The organism is Nonomuraea jiangxiensis (genome assembly GCF_900099965.1).
Taxonomy (GTDB): Bacteria; Actinomycetota; Actinomycetes; order Streptosporangiales; family Streptosporangiaceae; genus Nonomuraea; species Nonomuraea jiangxiensis.
The window spans coordinates 183,575-199,769 of the sequence record NZ_FNDJ01000020.1; the positions used below are offsets into that span (position 1 = coordinate 183,575).

Consider the following 16,195-nt stretch of genomic DNA (forward strand, 5'->3'; position numbering starts at 1 on the left):
TAAGTTGAGACAGTCTCAATATATTTCTTGAGACAGTCTCAGCTTAGCTGGCATGCGCCCGTCGAGGCGCCATGCCCGCCTGCCCGGAAGGTTCTCCATGAACGACCAGCCCATCCTCGTGATAGGTGCGACCGGCCGCCAGGGCGGCGCCGCGGCGGCCCAGCTGCTGGCCGCCGGCCGGCCGGTGCGCGCGCTCGTCCGCGACCCTTCGGCGCCGGCCGCCCTCGCGCTGCGGGCACGGGGTGCCGAGCTATGCGCCGGAGACCTCGACGATCCCGGCTCGCTCGCCCGGGCCGCCGCCGGAGCGCACGGCGTCTTCGGCGTCACGCCCGACGACCAGGACTCCGAGCGTGAGATCCGCCGCGGCAGGGACCTCGCCGACGCCGCCGCCGCGGCGAACGTCGCCCACTTCGTGTTCACCTCGGTCGGCGGCGCCGACCGCGGCACCGGTATCCCCCAGTGGGACAGCAAGTGGCGGATCGAGCAGCACATACGTGCATCGGGCCTGCCCGCGACGATCCTGCGGCCGGTGCGGTTCATGGAGAACCACGCCATGCCCGGGCTGCCCGTCGGCGGCATCGTCGACGGCGAGCTCAGGCACCTGTTCGGCCCGGAGACGCCGGTGCAGCTCATCGCCGTCGCCGACATCGGCGCCTTCGCCCGGCTCGCCTTCACCCGGCCGGGCGACTATCTCGGAGAGGCGATCGAGCTCGCCGGCGACGAGCTGACTCCCAGCCACACGGTACGGCTCATCAGCGACAGCCTGGGCCGTGAGATCACCTACCGGCAGGTTTCCTCCACCGGCCTCGGCCTGGGCCCGGACGCGGAGCGCGCTCTCGCGGGCGAGCGCGGCATGTGGCACGCCGACATCGCGCGCCTGCGTGAGCGCCACCCCGGCCTGCTGGACTTCCGGGCCTGGCTCCGGCACGGCGGCACGGAGCGGATCCGCGCCTCGCTGGCCGGAGCTCGCTAGGCCGCCGGGCGCCGGGCGAGGCGTATCACGACGCTCTTGGAGGTGGGGGTGTTGGAGGTCTCCGCGACCGAGTCCAGCGGGACGAGCACGTTGGTCTCGGGGAAGTAGGCCGCGCAGCACCCGCGCGCGGTCGGGTAGGAGATGATCCGGAACTCCTCCGCCCTGCGTTCCCCGTCGGGCCACTCGCTGATCAGGTCCACCGTCTCGCCGTCGGCCAGGCCGAGCTCGGCGAGGTCGTCGGGGTTGACGAAGACCACCCGGCGCCCGCTGTGCACGCCCCGGTAACGGTCGTCCAGCCCGTAGATGGTGGTGTTGTACTGGTCGTGACTGCGTACCGTCTGGAGCAGGAGCCGCCCCGCGGGCACGCGCAGCACCTCCAGGTCGTTGACGGTGAAGTTGGCCAGGCCCGTGTCGGTGGGGAAGCGCCGTTCGTCGCGGGGCGCGTTGGGCAGGGCGAACCCGCCAGGGACGCGGACGCGGGCGTTGAAGTCGCCGAACCCCGGCACCACCCGGGCGATGCGGTCGCGGATCGCGTCGTAGTCGGCCTCGAAGCTCTCCCAGGGGATGCCGGAACCCTCGCCGAAGATCGTACGCGCCAGCCGGCAGACGATGGCCACCTCGGACAGCAGGTCCGGCGAGGCCGGGCGCAGCCGGCCCCGGGAGGCGTGCACCATACCCATGGAGTCCTCGACCGTGACGAACTGGTCGCGGTCGCGTTCGGTCCGGCCCAGCGTCGGCAGGATGAGCGCCTCCTCGCCGGTCACGGCGTGGGACCGGTTGAGCTTGGTCGACACCTGTACGGTGAGCCGGGCGGAGCGCATCGCCGCCTCGGTCACCTGCGTGTCCGGCGTCGCGGCGACGAAGTTGCCGCCCATCGCGACGAACACCTTCGCCCGCCCGTCGCGCAAGGCCCTGATCGAGTCGACGGCGTCAGTGCCGTGCCGCCGGGGCGGCTGGAACCCGAACTCCTCGGTGAGCGCGTCGAGGAAGGCCGGCGAGGGCTTCTCGTAGATGCCCATCGTCCGGTCGCCCTGGACGTTGGAGTGCCCGCGTACGGGGCACACCCCCGCCCCCGGCCGCCCCACGTTCCCGCGCAGCAGCAGGAAGTTGACGATCTCGCGGATGGTGGCCACGGAGTTCTTGTGCTGGGTGAGCCCCATCGCCCAGCACACGATCACCGACCGGGCCCCGAGCACGTCCTGGACCGTGTCCTCGACGGCCGTCCTGGACAGCCCGGTGGCCTCCTCGACGTCCGCCCAGTCGAGCTCGCGGACGTCCTTCTCCCAGTCGTCGAACCCGTGGGTGTGCGTCTGGACGAACTCACGGTCGATCGCCGTGCCGGGCGCCGCGTCCTCCGCCTCCAGCAGCAGCCGTGACATGGCCTTGAACAGCGCGAGGTCACCGTTGAGCCGGATCTGCAGGAACCGGTCGGCCAGCCGCGTGCCGTGCCCGATCACCCCGCCCGGCCGCTGCGGGTTCTTGAAGCGCAGCAGCCCGGCCTCCGGCAGCGGGTTGACCGCGACGATGCGTGCCCCGTTGTCCTTGGCCTTCTCCAGCGCCGACAGCATGCGCGGGTGGTTGGTGCCGGGGTTCTGGCCGACCACGAAGATGAGGTCGGCCTTGTGCAGGTCCTCCAGCGACACCGTGCCCTTGCCGATGCCCAGGGTCTGGGTGAGCGCCGAGCCGCTGGACTCGTGGCACATGTTGGAGCAGTCGGGGAGGTTGTTCGTGCCGAACCGGCGTACCAGGAGCTGGTAGAGGAAGGCCGCCTCGTTCGAGGTGCGGCCGGAGGTGTAGAACAGCGCCTCGTCCGGGCTGTCCAGCGCGCGCAGCTGCCTGGCGATGAGGTCGAAGGCCCGCTCCCAGGTCACCGGCACATAGTGGTCCGACCCGGCCGGCTTGTGCATCGGCTCGGTGAGCCGTCCCTGCTGCCCCAGCCAGTAGTCCGTGCGCCGGGCCAGCTCGTCCACGCCGTGCCGGGCAAAGAAGTCGCGGGTGACCCGGCGGAGCGTGGCCTCCTCGGCCACCGCCTTCGCGCCGTTCTCGCAGAACTCGGCCGGGCTGCGGTGATCCCCCTCGGGCCACGCGCAGCCCGGGCAGTCGAAGCCGTTCTTCTGGTTCACCCGCACCAGGGTGAGCAGCGTCCGCTTGACACCCATCTGCGCGTACGACGTCAGCAGCGAATGAGCCACCGCGGGCACTCCCGCGGCCCACTCCTTGGGCGATCCGATCTGCAGACCCTCGTCGCCGGCATCCCGCTGCGGAGCCTTTTTAGCCACCCCGAAACCTCAATTCTGGACGTCCGATATGGAGAAACCCATGCCACCGCGTACCGGCGATCCGGTCGCCTCCCACCGCAGGGGCCCGGAACCCCTGGGACTGGTGTGATTCGGGCAGGTTGTACGGTTCTGAGGCAAACCGTATCCCAATAGTGGACAATCAGGCATTTACTGGCCCATACTACGTTTTCATGCCTGAAGCTGGACAAAGGCCCACACCTGGTGGCTTCCTCAGCCGCGCCCGCACGGTGGCGCCGCCCACCTGGAGCCGCTGGCTCGTACCCCCCGCCGCGCTCTCGGTGCACCTGACCATCGGCCAGGCCTACGCGTGGAGCGTGTTCAAGTCACCCCTGGAGTCGTCGCTGGACCTGTCCGGCACGGCCAGCGCGCTGCCGTTCCAGCTGGGGATCGTCATGCTCGGCCTGTCGGCCGCCTTCGGTGGCCCGATGGTCGAGCGCAACGGCCCGCGCTGGGCCATGTTCATCTCGATGATCTGCTTCTCCACCGGCTTCCTGCTGTCCGCCCTCGGCGTGGCCACTGGGCAGTACTGGCTGGTCGTCGTCGGGTACGGCTTCGTCGGCGGGATCGGCCTCGGCATCGGCTATATCTCGCCGGTCTCCACCCTGATGAAGTGGTTCCCCGACCGGCCCGGCATGGCCACCGGCATCGCCATCATGGGCTTCGGCGGCGGCGCGCTCATCGCCTCGCCGTGGTCCACGCAGATGCTCGCCGCCTTCGGCACCGGTACGGGCGGGATAGCCACGACCTTCCTGGTGCACGGCGTGGTCTACGCGGTCTTCATGTCGATGGGCGTGTTCCTGGTCCGCGTCCCGCCGGCCGGCTGGCTCCCGCGCGGCTGGGCCCCGGCGAAGGCCGCCACGCACGCGCTGATCACCACTGCGAACGTCTCGGCCCGCAACGCCATCCGCACGCCGCAGTTCTGGTGCCTGTGGATCGTGTTGTGCTTCAACGTCACCGCGGGCATCGGCATCCTGGAGAAGGCCGCGCCCATGATCCAGGACTTCTTCGCGAACACGGCCGCACCGGTGTCGGCGGGCGCGGCGGCCGGCTTCGTGGCCCTGCTGTCCCTGGCCAACATGGCCGGCCGCATCGTATGGTCCTCGACCTCGGACCTGATCGGCCGCAAGAACATGTACCGCGTCTACCTCGGCGTGGGCGCGCTGCTCTACCTGACGGTCGCGCTGGCCGGTGACTCGCACAACTTCGTGTTCATCCTGTGCGCGGTCGGCGTCCTGTCCTTCTACGGCGGCGGGTTCGCCACCGCCCCGGCCTACCTCAAGGACCTGTTCGGCACCTACCAGGTGGGCGCCATCCACGGCCGGCTGCTGACCGCCTGGTCGCTCGCGGGCGTGCTGGGCCCGCTCATCGTCAACGCCATCGCCGACTCGCAGGCGGAGGCCGGCAAGACCGGGCCCGCGCTCTACACGACGTCCCTCTACATCATGATCGCGCTCCTGGTGGTGGGCTTCGTGGCCAACGAGCTCATCCGGCCGGTGCACTCCCGCTTCCACGAACCCCAGGTCGCGGAGCAGGGCCGGCAGGACGCGGTCGCCACGGGACGGGGAGGATCATGATGACCAAGCACGGCAGGACGGCCCCGTCCGTCCCCCTCATGATCGTGGCCTGGGCCTGGGTGGCCCTGCCCTTCGCCTACGGCGTCTACGAGCTGCTCCTGAAGCTCACCCAGCTCTTCGGGGGCTGACCGGCCCCGCCTCCGGCCGCCTGCCGGTCAATGGCAGGCGGCCGATCGGCGTGTCAGCGTACTCGCCGGACCCGGATGCCGTGCCCGTCGGCGCGTTCGGCGCCCGTCGCGTCGACGTTGGTGATCCGGATCAGCCCCCGGACCTCCCCGCCGCGCCCCTCGTCGGTCATGCGGACGATCAGCAGGCCGGGGTCGGTGCCGTGCGAGGAGTGCGGGTCCCCGGAGAGCGGGAACGGGCCGCGCGTCGAGGCGAAGACCCACTCGTGGTCGGGGGACGAGGCGAACAGGTCCACTGTCGGGTCCGCGCTGAACCGCGAGGTCAGCGGCACGGTGTTCACGCGGGCGCCGGTGCGGCCGTCGAACACCTCCACCACGTTGGCGTCGCGGTCGCCCACCCAGACGTGGCGCTCCCCGGCGCTGACCGCGGTGCCGTGGGCGTCGCGCTCCGCCGTGTCGTCGTCGAAGAGCCGCTCCACGGCGGGCGTGTTCGGCGGGTTCGAGGCGGAGTAGCCGCCGCGCGGCATCCGGAAGACGCTGAACTGGTCGAGATTGTTCGGGGTGCCGCCGCCCCCGTCGCCGAAGACGGCGCCCTTGGCCTCGATGAAGCCGCAGCCGTTCGGGGGCACGTGCGTCAGGTCGTACTCCGCCACGATGCTCATCGGCGTGGTGCGCCAGTTCACCACGAGCATGCCGCCGCCGCGCAGGCTGACGAAGACCGGGCCGTTGTCGGAGGCGATGTACGGGCAGATCGGGGCGTTGTCGGGGCGGACCTCCGGAGCCTGGCACGGCGCTCCGCTCGGGGTGAGGCAGCCCGCCAGGTCGAGCGTCGCCGCGGGCTCCCGGGTGAACGCGCCGGCGGCGTAGTCGGTACGGATCCGCTCCAGCTTCTTGCCGTTCTGGTTGGAGACGATGAGGTACCGGTCGTCCTCGGTGGGCCACAGTGCGTGGGCCTGCCGCGCGCCGCCCGCGCCCTCCTCGGTGGACAGGCAGGACAGCGGGCGCCGGGAGGCGGCGTCGAAGATCACCACATGGCCGCTCGCGACGAAGGCGAGCGCGGCGTGGGTGTCGGCCTTGTTGAACACGATCATGTGCGGCCTGACGGGGTTCCGTCCGGTGCTCGCCAGGCACAGGGACGAGGTGGCACCGCCGAGGTCGATCCGGTCGGCCGGGCGGGCGGCGGACAGGCGCCTGGTGACCTCGCCTCCGTCGTAGACGTGGACGGTGCCGCCGTGGTTGAGGCCGTTCGTGTCCGACTGGTCGACCAGCCAGATCTCGTAGGAGCCCCGGGCGGACTCGCTCCCGGGCTCCGTGGGCGCCGCGGCCGCCCCCACGACGAAGGTCATCAGTACCGCGACGATCCCGGCACGCCATCTCATGGCGCCTCCCAGTCTTGTCTCCAGCACGACTCGTCCGCAGTGTCTCCGCGATCTCGTACTACGACAAGGGGTGATATTTCGCGAAAAGGGGTGCTACGGCCTCGTAAGACTCAGGACGAGCCGACCACCTCGTGGGGCAGTGCCACCGCCTGGCGGCCGGAGGGCGTACGGACCGTACGGGCGGCGAGCAGCGCGTCGATGACCGCCTCCTCCACCGACTCCAGCACGGCCCGGAACACCTGGTCCAGATCGGGCGGCCGCAACATCCCCCGCCCGGCCGAGAAGGCCAGCCCGTAGTCGCCGCTGCCATGGCTGTAACCGGCCCCCACCCGCCCGAGGGCCAGCACACCCCTGGCCGCGATCCTGGTGAGCTGCCGCGCGTCGCACCCCGCGTCGGTGGCCACCACCACGACGCACGAGCCCTGTTCCCCCGCGGGTCCCGGCCGGGGCAGCCCCAGGCTCTCCGGCGTGACCGTACGGCCGAGCAGCCGCAACTCGCCGCCCATGTTCGCCTGGACGAGCACCCCGACGGTCACCGGGCCGCCGTCCTGCAGCGGCACCATCCGCGAGGCCGTCCCGATCCCCGCCTTGAACCCCAGCGCGCACGCCCCGGTGCCGCCGCCCACGTTGCCCATCGCCACGGGCCCGCCACGGGCGCCGTCGAGCGCCGCGTACACGTGCTCGGCGGTGACGGGACGCGGCTCCACCGACGACAACCAGGAGTCGTTGATCTCGCCGACCACCGGGTTCACCGAGGTCACCGGCCCGGCCGCGTGGTCGAGCACCCAGCTCAGCAGGGCGTCGGCGACCCGGAAGGTGGACAGCGTGGAGGTCAGCAGTACGGGGGTCTCCACCTCGCCCAGTTCCATCACCTGTGTGGCGCCGACGAACTTGCCGTAACCGTTCACCACGTGGAAGCCGGCCGGCACGACCCTGGCCGGCGGCACGATGGCGGTCACGCCCGAGTAGACGCCGCGCGTGTCGTCCAGCACCGTCGTCTGCCCGACCCGGACCGACGGCACGTCGGTGATGGCGTTGTCCGGGCCCGGCTCGAAGTGGCCGATGACGTGTCCGTGGTCCCGGAGGCGGCGGGTCGCCGCAGGTGGTGCCGTCACGCTGGAGTCGCCCTTTCACTGCCGTATAGCTCGAACCACGGCATAATACGCAGGCCCGCCGTCGGGGGCCGCGAACCATTCGTCCCGCACGGCACTCGAAACAGGAGCACCCGGCCCGTCATTTACGAGAGGTCACCATGAAGAAGCTGCTCGTCGCGGTCGTCACCGGCGGCGCGTTACTCGTCTCCGGCACGCCGGCGCTCGCCCAGACCGCGCTGGGACCGTACGGCTACGGCAAGATCAGGCTGGGAATGAGCGCGAAGCAGGCCAGGGCGACCGGCAAGGTCGTGCTCAAGCTGGCCGCCCAGGAGGGCTCCTGCTCCGGATGGGACCTGCGGGCGCATCCCACCGGGAAGAACAGCGTGGGCCTGTACATCTCCAAGCGGCGGGGAGTGGCCGTGATCTTCGCCCCGAAGGGCGTCAAAACGCCTGCGGGCATCGGCATCGGCTCCACGATGAAGCAGGTCAAGAGGGCCTACCCGAAGGTGTCGACGCCGCGGGACGGCATCCCCTCCGCCTCCGTGCCCGGCAACCCCAAGGCCCGCTACTTCTTCTTCCCCAACAGGAAGGGCAAGCTGGAGGAGCTGTCCATCGCCCTCATCACACAGGACTGCGTGAGCTGACAGGCCGTACCACCGCCAGGCGCGTGCACCTCGACACCGACTTCGGTGGGCATCCCGACGACGCCTGCGCCCTGGCGATGGTCCTGGGCCAGCCCGGCGTGGAGGTCGTGCTGCGCGAGCAGACCCTGCGTACGGTCGTCGAAGGCGACGTGCTGCGTTTCGAGCCGCATCCGGGCGGGCGGCCCACCCGCGTGCTCGCCGGCCTCGACGCCACGGCCTTCCCCGAAACCTGGCTCACCGCCGTCGAAACCGCCCACCGGACCGCCGCCTAGCCACCCCGCGTCCCATCCTCCCCGGGGACCGGCTCGAACGCGGCCGGCCCCTTGCCAGCGCCTACCGGGCGCCCGACAATGCGAGCATCTCCTCTACGGGGTGGTGCCGTCATGCCTGTGACCACTACCGGGGTGTGGGACGCACTGGCCGACCCCCTCACCGCCTTGGTCGTCGTCGTGATCCTGGTGGCGTTGGCGTCGGCGAGCAGATCATGTCTGCTACGGCTGGTCCTCATCACGGTCGCCATAGCCGAGCTGGCCTGGGCGGGCCTCCGGTACGCGGCCCTCGGCAAGCCCCCTGGCGAGATACTGCGCGAGCTGAAATGGGACGGGGTGCTCTCCTTCCTGGAGCGGCCGCTGGTCGCCCTCGTGCTCGCCGTGCTGCTGGCCTTCATCGGCACACGGGCGGGGTGGCGGCTGACGAAGTTGCTGGCGTTCTGCGGAGCGGTCGCCGTCCTGGTGTGGGCGACGATCCGCTATGCGGCGGTGGGCGGAGTCGTCTCCTCGTTCTTCCAGACCATAGGGACTGTCCTGATCTGGCTCATCGTCGCGATCGTCGTGATCTCGCTGGCCGTCATCGTCGCGGTGGTGGTGATGTTCCTCGCTTCCCCGCTCCCGAGCCGGAGCCCGTTCGCACGCGCCCACCGGCTGGACTTCGAGGGGGCGGAGACCGACAGTGCCGCCCGGTTCCTGGCGCTGGCGGACGCGCTGGTGGAACTGGTGGACGACGCCATCCCCGACTCCGCTCATCCAGGGCTTCTCCTGCGCTTCTACTTCTCCGGCCTCCGCGACCTGCGCGAGGAGATCCACGACATCCACGTACGCTGCAACCAGGAGATCGTCGACCTCGCGGTTTCCGCCTCGCGGGAGTTCCCCGGCCTGGACGCGGACAGGCTCCGCGCGCTCGCACGCAAGCGGGTGGCGCTGCCCGGCCAGCAGGAATGGGCTCAACTGCTGATCCAGCTGGATGCACGCATCCCCTATGTCGTGCTGCGGCTGCTCGTGCTGCGCAGGGATTGGCGTGAGGTGGCGACCATCCTCTACAAGTGCTTCCTCTGCTACGACCAGGTGGCACACAGCGTCGCCAGACCCGACTAGAGCCGGGGAAAGGCGGCGGGTCTACGCGGGCGTCACCACGTGGGCGACCCGGCGCCGGTCGGTCCGCCGCAATCGGGCCAGCCGTACGCCGAGGACGGCGAGCGCCACCACCGGCAGGGTCAGGTACACCACTCCCCCGGCCCGCTGCGCGGCGACGGGGTCCGGCGCCCCGGGCGGGGACACCAGCGCGAACCAGATCTCGGCCAGCGGCGGCCCGGCCAGCAGCAGCAGCCCGACCACCGCCTGCACCGCGGCCACGGCTCCCAGCAGCCACGCGCGGGCCCGCCACGAGATGGGGCGCGGCAGCGGGTCCACGCCCGCCAGCACCCAGCAGCACAACACCCCGGAGGCGAGGCAGAGCCCCATCGAGAGCAGATGGACCACGTGGTCGGACACCGACAGCTCCAGCAGCCGCGCGCCGTAGAGCAGGCCGAACGGCAGCGCGTGCGCGATGACGACGACACCTGGACGGGTCAGCCGCCGGGCCACCCGGCTGTCCAGCACGGCCGTCGCGACGTCGCCGTACTGGGAGTTCGCCGACGTGGCCCGCGCCGCCAGCGTCAGCGGCGCGCCGCAGGCCAGCAGCAGCGGCCCGACGACGCCGAGCACCGCGTACTGCAGCGCGTGCGCCGGCATCAGCGCCCGCGCGTAGCCGCCGACGCCGCCGACCAGCACCACGGCCAGCGCCAGCAGCCCGGCGAACCAGGCGACGGTCCGTCCGGCGGGCCAGGTGACCCCGGCGCGGGCGAGCCTGCGCAGCCCCACCAGGTAGCCGGCGGCCGGCGCCACCAGCGCCAGCAGGATCAGTGGGTCCAGCCGGATCTCGGTGATCAGGTGGATGGCCGAGTAGTGCGCGAGGCTGTAGTCCAGGATGCCCTCGTGGCTGCCGGCGGCCGGCGGCGGCGTACGCGACAGGCCGACGGCCAGCCCCACGGCGGCGATCATGACGACGGCCTCACCGGTGGCCAGCCGGACGAAGGTACGCCGTACCGAGCGCTCGGCGACCCCCGCCACCGTGCGCCGGCGGTGCAGCCACCCGAAGATCCCCAGCCCGACCAGCGCCACCCCCTTGACCAGGATCAGCACCCCGTACCCGGTCGTCCACAGCTGTGCCACCGTGGCGAGCCTGACCCAGGCCCCGGCCACGCCGGACACCGCCACCGCGACGAAACAGCACAGGGCCAGCGTGCTGAACCGGGGCAGCACCACCCCCAGCCGCTCCGACCTACGGAAGTGGACCAGTACGGCGGCCAGCCCGCCCACCCAGACCGCCGCCGCGAGCAGGTGCGTCGTGAGCGCGGAGACCGCGATGTCGTGGTCCCCGGCCGACACGGCGTGACCGGCGAAGATCGGCGGCAGCAGGCCGAGGGCGGCGATCACGAGCAGTACGCCGCTGCGCCGGTTCCTGCCGTGCCAGGCTCCCAGCGCCACGACCGCGACCCAGAGCACCACGATGAGCAGGGCCTGCGACTGGGGGAAGGCCATCGCGAAGCGGAACGCGGACAGGTCCGCGAGCAACTCCGGCACCGGCAGGGCGACGATGTTGGAGATCGTCAGCAGGTAGGCCGCGATCGTGCAGAGCACCCAGGCCAGCGCCCACCGGCCCGCCGCGCGTACGCAGGCGTTCGACTCCCGCGAGCCCCGCGGGGCCAGGACCACCCCGGCGACCAGGGTCCCCACGGTGGCGATGGAGCACAGGTCGCCGGCCAGCCGCACCAGCGGCAGGCCCCAGCCCGTCAACAGCCCCGGATCCGGCAGTCCCGGCAGCCCCGGCTGCGGCCGGCCGCCGCCGAACCACAGGGCACCGACCAGGAAGAGAACGCCCATCCCTGCCGCGACACCGGCGTACTGCCACGTCCGACGCTCAACCGCCGCCATCGGCCTCCTCCTCGCGCGCGCAGCGGAAGCGCGCCCGGGGACGCGCTTCCTCGCCCTGAGGTACGCACGGGGCCGCCACGCGGTTCGCCCCTTACCAAAACGTGTTCGAACCGCCGCTACCCACCGTTGTACGATGATCGAATCGTCGCGGCTGCGAGGAGGACCCGTGAGTCCCGTAGTTCCAGTCAAGCGGATCACCATCACCCTGGTCGCGGCGTTGGCCGCCACCCTGTTACCCGCGTTCCCCGCGAGCGCCGATCGCGACCGGCCGGGCGCCCCCGGCCTGACGATCAAGGAAACCCGTTCTCACGTCAGGGCGGTCGGCCCCGGCTTCGTGCTGAAGCTGTCACCGCGCGGGCTCGACGTCCGCATCGATGAGGAGAGGTTCGGCGACCCGGCCACCGGCAACCCGATCGAGCGGCAGACGATCAACCTCACCGGGCTCACGCTGCGCCCCTTCGAGTGCCGCAACGGCACCTACACGATCAGGACCGGCACCTTCAAGCGCACGTTCCGCGTCTCGCGGTTCGCCAAGCGGCCGGCCCCCTACACCGACGGCTTCGCCACCGGCTCGCCGGGCATCTTCACCCCGTTCCTGGGCGAGCTCGACGGGACCGTGACCGACGCCGACGGCCGCACGCTGCGCTTCCTGATCTCGGACCTGGTGCAGGAGGTCATGACCGCGGACGGTTTCGCCGCCACGGCGCCGATCCACGGCCTGTTCATCGACGACGAGGGGCGGGTGCGCGACCGCATCTCGCTCATCGGCCGCTTCAACTCCGGACCCGACGGCCAGGACGCCACCTACGGGATCGAGGACCGGGGCACCTGCCGGCAGATCGCCGATCTCCCCTACGGCCCGGGCAGCGAGCGCGCGGTGGTGACCGGACCCCTCTTCGTGCTCCCGTTCAGCGCCCCCGTGACGGTGCTCAGGAAACACTGACCCCGCTCCGCCCCCGAGGCGTCGGCTCGTGACACGCCTGTCCGCGACTGCTTTGTCCTCACCGCACGGCTTACTACGCTAAGCAGTTGTTCGGTCACTGTTTGACTACGGGGGAGAAGAGCCGTGCCGAGTCGCCTAGCCACAGCCCTGGCCGCCATTCCGTTCGCCGCGACCCTGGCCGCCGCCGATCCGGCGGCCACCTTCGCGACCGCCGACCCGGATGGGTGCGGGATGTCGCGCGCCGACTGGATCGGCCACTTCGTCCAGGCGGGCGGCCAGATCATCGACATCAGGGCGGACCGCTCCGCCACCGTCGAGGGCCGCCCCTACCACCTGATGCTGCTGAGGTGGCGAGAGAACTTCGGCCAGCACCTGATCGGCGACCAGGGGATCGGGCCCGCGCTCAACCTCACGCCGCAGTGCGACGACGTCACCAAGCCGTCCAGGGTCACGAGCTTCACGTACGTCAGCCGCGACGCGCACACGCCGACAGATCCGTTCGTCCGCACGGAGGGAGCCGCGGACAAGTGCGACGCCCGGGTGAAGGACACCGCCGGCGCCCGGCTCTACCGCTACCAGGACCACGGCCTGATGTCCGGTTACGCGATGAAGCCCGTGGAGGCGAGGATGACCTACGCCACCTGCGTGACCGAGTTCGGCAGGACCCTGGCCGGCGACTTCCGCTACCAACAGCCCGCCGGTGACACGCCGCTCTACAACAGGGTCACCTGGGGCGGCCGCAAGCAGACCTTCTACCGGCTGCTGGAGGCGGGCGAGCAGAGCTATCGGGAAAGCCGGCTGTTCCTGCGGGACGCCGACCTCGCGCGCTGCCCGAGTGCCGAATGCGACCGGCTCGCCCGCTGGGCCGCGCAGCACGGCAAACGCTGACCCGTCCCGCGCGAACCGTCCGACCGCCGCCGGGCGCCACGGCCCGGCGGCGACGCCCCCTCAGACTTCTTCCACGCTGCTCGGCTCACGCCGGGACAGATCGATACCGAGCTCTTCCGCGGCGCGGAAGACGTCCTCGTCGGTGTCACGCATCTCGATCGACATGCCATCGCTCGACAGCACCTCGACGTTCAGGCACAACGACTGCATCTCCTTGATCAAGACCTTGAACGACTCCGGAATGCCCGGCTCGGGGATGTTCTCGCCCTTGACGATCGCCTCGTACACCTTGACCCGGCCGAGCACGTCGTCGGACTTGATGGTCAGCAGCTCCTGCAACGCGTACGCCGCGCCGTAGGCCTCCAGCGCCCACACCTCCATCTCACCGAAGCGCTGACCACCGAACTGCGCCTTACCACCCAGCGGCTGCTGCGTGATCATCGAGTACGGACCCGTCGACCGCGCGTGGATCTTGTCATCCACCAGGTGCAACAGCTTGAGAATGTAGATGTAACCCACCGAGATCGGATACGGGAACGGCTCCCCCGAACGGCCGTCGAACAGCCGAGCCTTACCGCTCTGCTGCACCATCCGGTCCCCATCACGGTTCGCCACCGTATTGCCCAGCAGCCCGACGATCTCCTCCTCATGCGCCCCGTCGAACACCGGCGTGGCCACGTTCGTGCGCGGCTCGACCGGATCGAACCCCTTGGCCCGCAACCGCTCCGCCCAGGCCTCCCGCACCCCGGAAATGTCCCAGCCCCGCGCCGCGATCCAACCCAGATGCGTCTCCAGCACCTGACCCACGTTCATCCGGCCGGGCACGCCCAGCGGGTTGAGGATGATGTCCACCGGCGTGCCGTCCTCCAGGAACGGCATGTCCTCCACCGGCAGGATCTTGGAGATGACGCCCTTGTTGCCGTGCCGGCCGGCCAGCTTGTCCCCGTCGGTGATCTTCCGCTTCTGCGCCACGTACACGCGCACCAGCTCGTTGACCCCCGGCGGCAGCTCGTCACCCTCCTCACGGGAGAACACCCGCACACCGATGACCTTGCCCTGCTCACCATGCGGCACCTTCAGCGAGGTGTCACGCACCTCCCGGGCCTTCTCCCCGAAGATCGCGCGCAGCAGCCGCTCCTCCGGCGTCAGCTCGGTCTCCCCCTTCGGGGTGACCTTGCCCACCAGGATGTCGCCCGGCACCACCTCGGCGCCGATCCGGATGATGCCGCGCTCGTCGAGGTCGGCCAGCACCTCCTCCGACACGTTCGGGATGTCCCGGGTGATCTCCTCGGGGCCCAGCTTGGTGTCGCGGGCGTCGACCTCGTGCTCCTCGATGTGGATCGAGGAGAGCACGTCGTCCTGCACCAGCCGCTGCGACAGGATGATCGCGTCCTCGTAGTTGTGGCCCTCCCACGGCATGAACGCCACCAGCAGGTTCTTGCCCAGCGCCATCTCACCGTTGTCGGTGCACGGCCCGTCGGCGATGACCTGGTTGACCTCCACCCGATCACCCTCGGCCACGATCGGCTTCTGGTTGAAACTGGTGCCCTGGTTGGACCGCTTGAACTTGGCCACCCGGTAGGTCGTCCGCGTGCCGTCGTCGTTCATCACGGTGATGTAGTCGGCCGAGACCTCCTCCACCACCCCGGCCTTCTCCGCACTGATCACATCACCCGCATCCGTCGCCGCCCGGTATTCCATCCCCGTGCCCACCAGCGGCGCCTCGCCCCTGAGCAGCGGCACCGACTGGCGCTGCATGTTCGCGCCCATCAGGGCCCGGTTGGCGTCGTCGTGCTCCAGGAACGGGATCATCGCGGTGGCCACCGACACCATCTGACGCGGAGACACATCGATGTAGTCGACCTCACCCGACCGGACCAACTCGAACTCACCGCCCTTGCGCCGCACCAGCACCCGGGCCTCGGCGAACGCGCCGTCCGCCGTCAGAGCCGAGTTCGCCTGCGCCATGACGTAACGGTCCTCCTCGTCCGCCGTCAGATAGTCGACCCGCTCGGTGACCCGGCCCTCCACGACCTTGCGGTAGGGCGTCTCGACGAAGCCGAAGGCGTTGAGCCGCCCGAAACACGCCAGCGAGCCGATGAGGCCGATGTTCGGGCCCTCAGGGGTCTCGATCGGGCACATCCGGCCGTAGTGGGACGGGTGCACGTCACGGACCTCCAAGCCGGCCCGCTCACGGGACAGACCACCGGGGCCCAGCGCGTTGAGACGCCGCTTGTGCGTCAGGCCGGCCAGCGGATTGGTCTGGTCCATGAACTGCGACAACTGCGAGGTGCCGAAGAACTCCTTCATCGACGCCACCACCGGGCGGATGTTGATCAAAGTCTGCGGCGTGATCGCCTCCACGTCCTGCGTGGTCATCCGCTCGCGCACGACCCGCTCCATCCGCGCCAGGCCCAGCCGGACCTGGTTCTGGATCAGCTCGCCGACGCTGCGCACCCGGCGGTTGCCGAAGTGGTCGATGTCGTCGACCTCGACGATCACCTCACCGTCGACGCCCGGCATCGACTCCTCACCCGCATGCAACCGCACGATGTACTCGATCATCGCGACGATGTCCGCCTCGGCCAGCGTGCCCTGAGCGATCGCGGCGTCGACCCCGAGCTTCTTGTTGATCTTGTAGCGGCCCACCTTGGCCAGGTCGTACCGCTTGGCGTTGAAGTACAGATTCTCCAGCAGCGTCTGCGCCGACTCCTTGGTCGGCGGCTCACCGGGCCGCAACTTGCGGTAGATGTCCAGCAGCGCGTCATCCTGGCCGGCCGTGTGATCCTTCTCCAGGGTCGCCCGCATCGACTCGTACTGGCCGAACCGCTCGAGAATCTGCTCGCTCGTCCAGCCCAGCGCCTTCAGCAGCACCGTGACGGCCTGCTTGCGCTTACGGTCGATACGCACACCGACGCTGTCACGCTTGTCGATCTCGAACTCCAGCCAGGCCCCCCGCGACGGGATGACCTTGCACCCGTACAGGTCCTTGTCGGAGGTCTTGTCGACCGTGCGCTCGAAGTACAC

At 70.4% G+C, this 16,195-nt stretch carries 13 protein-coding genes; 8 read left to right on the forward strand and 5 right to left on the reverse strand.

The features are described from left to right. The first annotated feature begins 97 nt into the window (after nucleotides 1–97). Nucleotides 98–973, forward strand: coding sequence for an NmrA family NAD(P)-binding protein (locus BLS95_RS36790; RefSeq protein ID WP_090942508.1), 876 nt, complete (start codon nucleotides 98–100; stop codon nucleotides 971–973). On the opposite strand, the gene BLS95_RS36795 is transcribed toward BLS95_RS36790, so the two are convergent. Next, nucleotides 970–3,252, reverse strand: a complete 2,283-nt coding sequence (locus BLS95_RS36795; RefSeq protein WP_090942511.1) for an FdhF/YdeP family oxidoreductase — start codon at nucleotides 3,250–3,252, stop codon at nucleotides 970–972. The genes BLS95_RS36790 and BLS95_RS36795 overlap by 4 nt on opposite strands. Nucleotides 3,253–3,443: 191 nt before the next feature. Here BLS95_RS36795 and BLS95_RS36800 point away from each other — a divergent pair, with 191 nt between their 5' ends. Together BLS95_RS36800 and BLS95_RS59235 are read left to right on the forward strand one after the other, a co-directional pair. Further along, nucleotides 3,444–4,847 carry an L-lactate MFS transporter gene (locus tag BLS95_RS36800; protein ID WP_090942514.1) on the forward strand — a complete coding sequence of 468 codons (1,404 nt, stop codon included), beginning with the start codon at nucleotides 3,444–3,446 and terminating at the stop codon, nucleotides 4,845–4,847. Further along, complete coding sequence (locus BLS95_RS59235) at nucleotides 4,844–4,975, forward strand: MFS transporter small subunit (protein WP_281250068.1); 132 nt, start codon at nucleotides 4,844–4,846, stop codon at nucleotides 4,973–4,975. The genes BLS95_RS36800 and BLS95_RS59235 overlap by 4 nt, the downstream gene beginning before the upstream one ends. Before the next feature lie 53 nt (nucleotides 4,976–5,028). Here the strand turns inward: BLS95_RS59235 and BLS95_RS36805 are convergent, their stop codons facing one another. Together BLS95_RS36805 and BLS95_RS36810 are read right to left on the reverse strand one after the other, a co-directional pair. Further along, nucleotides 5,029–6,351 (reverse strand): hypothetical protein, encoded by a 1,323-nt coding sequence (locus BLS95_RS36805; RefSeq protein ID WP_090942516.1) that lies wholly within the window; start codon nucleotides 6,349–6,351, stop codon nucleotides 5,029–5,031. Nucleotides 6,352–6,461: 110 nt separating this feature from the next. Continuing rightward, nucleotides 6,462–7,466 carry a P1 family peptidase gene (locus BLS95_RS36810; RefSeq protein ID WP_090942519.1) on the reverse strand — a complete coding sequence of 335 codons (1,005 nt, stop codon included), beginning with the start codon at nucleotides 7,464–7,466 and terminating at the stop codon, nucleotides 6,462–6,464. A 137-nt stretch (nucleotides 7,467–7,603) separates the two neighbouring features. On the opposite strand from BLS95_RS36810, the gene BLS95_RS36815 reads away from it, so the two are divergent. From BLS95_RS36815 to BLS95_RS36825, 3 genes are all read left to right on the forward strand, one after another. Then, nucleotides 7,604–8,089 (forward strand): hypothetical protein, encoded by a 486-nt coding sequence (locus BLS95_RS36815; RefSeq protein WP_090942522.1) that lies wholly within the window; start codon nucleotides 7,604–7,606, stop codon nucleotides 8,087–8,089. 23 nt (nucleotides 8,090–8,112) lie between these two features. Beyond that, nucleotides 8,113–8,361: a hypothetical protein gene (locus tag BLS95_RS36820; protein ID WP_090942524.1), complete on the forward strand. Its 249-nt coding sequence runs from the start codon at nucleotides 8,113–8,115 to the stop codon at nucleotides 8,359–8,361. Nucleotides 8,362–8,472: 111 nt separating this feature from the next. Next, the gene (locus BLS95_RS36825) at nucleotides 8,473–9,459 is read left to right on the forward strand and encodes a hypothetical protein (RefSeq protein ID WP_143044000.1); all 987 of its coding nucleotides are present in this window, start codon (nucleotides 8,473–8,475) and stop codon (nucleotides 9,457–9,459) included. Nucleotides 9,460–9,480: 21 nt separating this feature from the next. On the opposite strand, the gene BLS95_RS36830 is transcribed toward BLS95_RS36825, so the two are convergent. After that, nucleotides 9,481–11,337 (reverse strand): bifunctional copper resistance protein CopD/cytochrome c oxidase assembly protein, encoded by a 1,857-nt coding sequence (locus BLS95_RS36830; RefSeq protein ID WP_176993579.1) that lies wholly within the window; start codon nucleotides 11,335–11,337, stop codon nucleotides 9,481–9,483. Nucleotides 11,338–11,503: 166 nt separating this feature from the next. Between BLS95_RS36830 and BLS95_RS36835 the strand changes: the two genes are divergently transcribed. Both BLS95_RS36835 and BLS95_RS36840 read left to right on the forward strand, forming a co-directional pair. Beyond that, nucleotides 11,504–12,280, forward strand: coding sequence for a hypothetical protein (locus BLS95_RS36835; protein ID WP_143044001.1), 777 nt, complete (start codon nucleotides 11,504–11,506; stop codon nucleotides 12,278–12,280). A 123-nt stretch (nucleotides 12,281–12,403) separates the two neighbouring features. Continuing rightward, nucleotides 12,404–13,168, forward strand: coding sequence for a hypothetical protein (locus BLS95_RS36840; RefSeq protein ID WP_090942536.1), 765 nt, complete (start codon nucleotides 12,404–12,406; stop codon nucleotides 13,166–13,168). Between the two features lie 60 nt (nucleotides 13,169–13,228). On the opposite strand, the gene rpoB is transcribed toward BLS95_RS36840, so the two are convergent. Continuing rightward, a partial coding sequence (gene rpoB / locus BLS95_RS36845) for a DNA-directed RNA polymerase subunit beta (protein WP_090942539.1) occupies nucleotides 13,229–16,195 on the reverse strand: 2,967 nt, incomplete at its 5' end.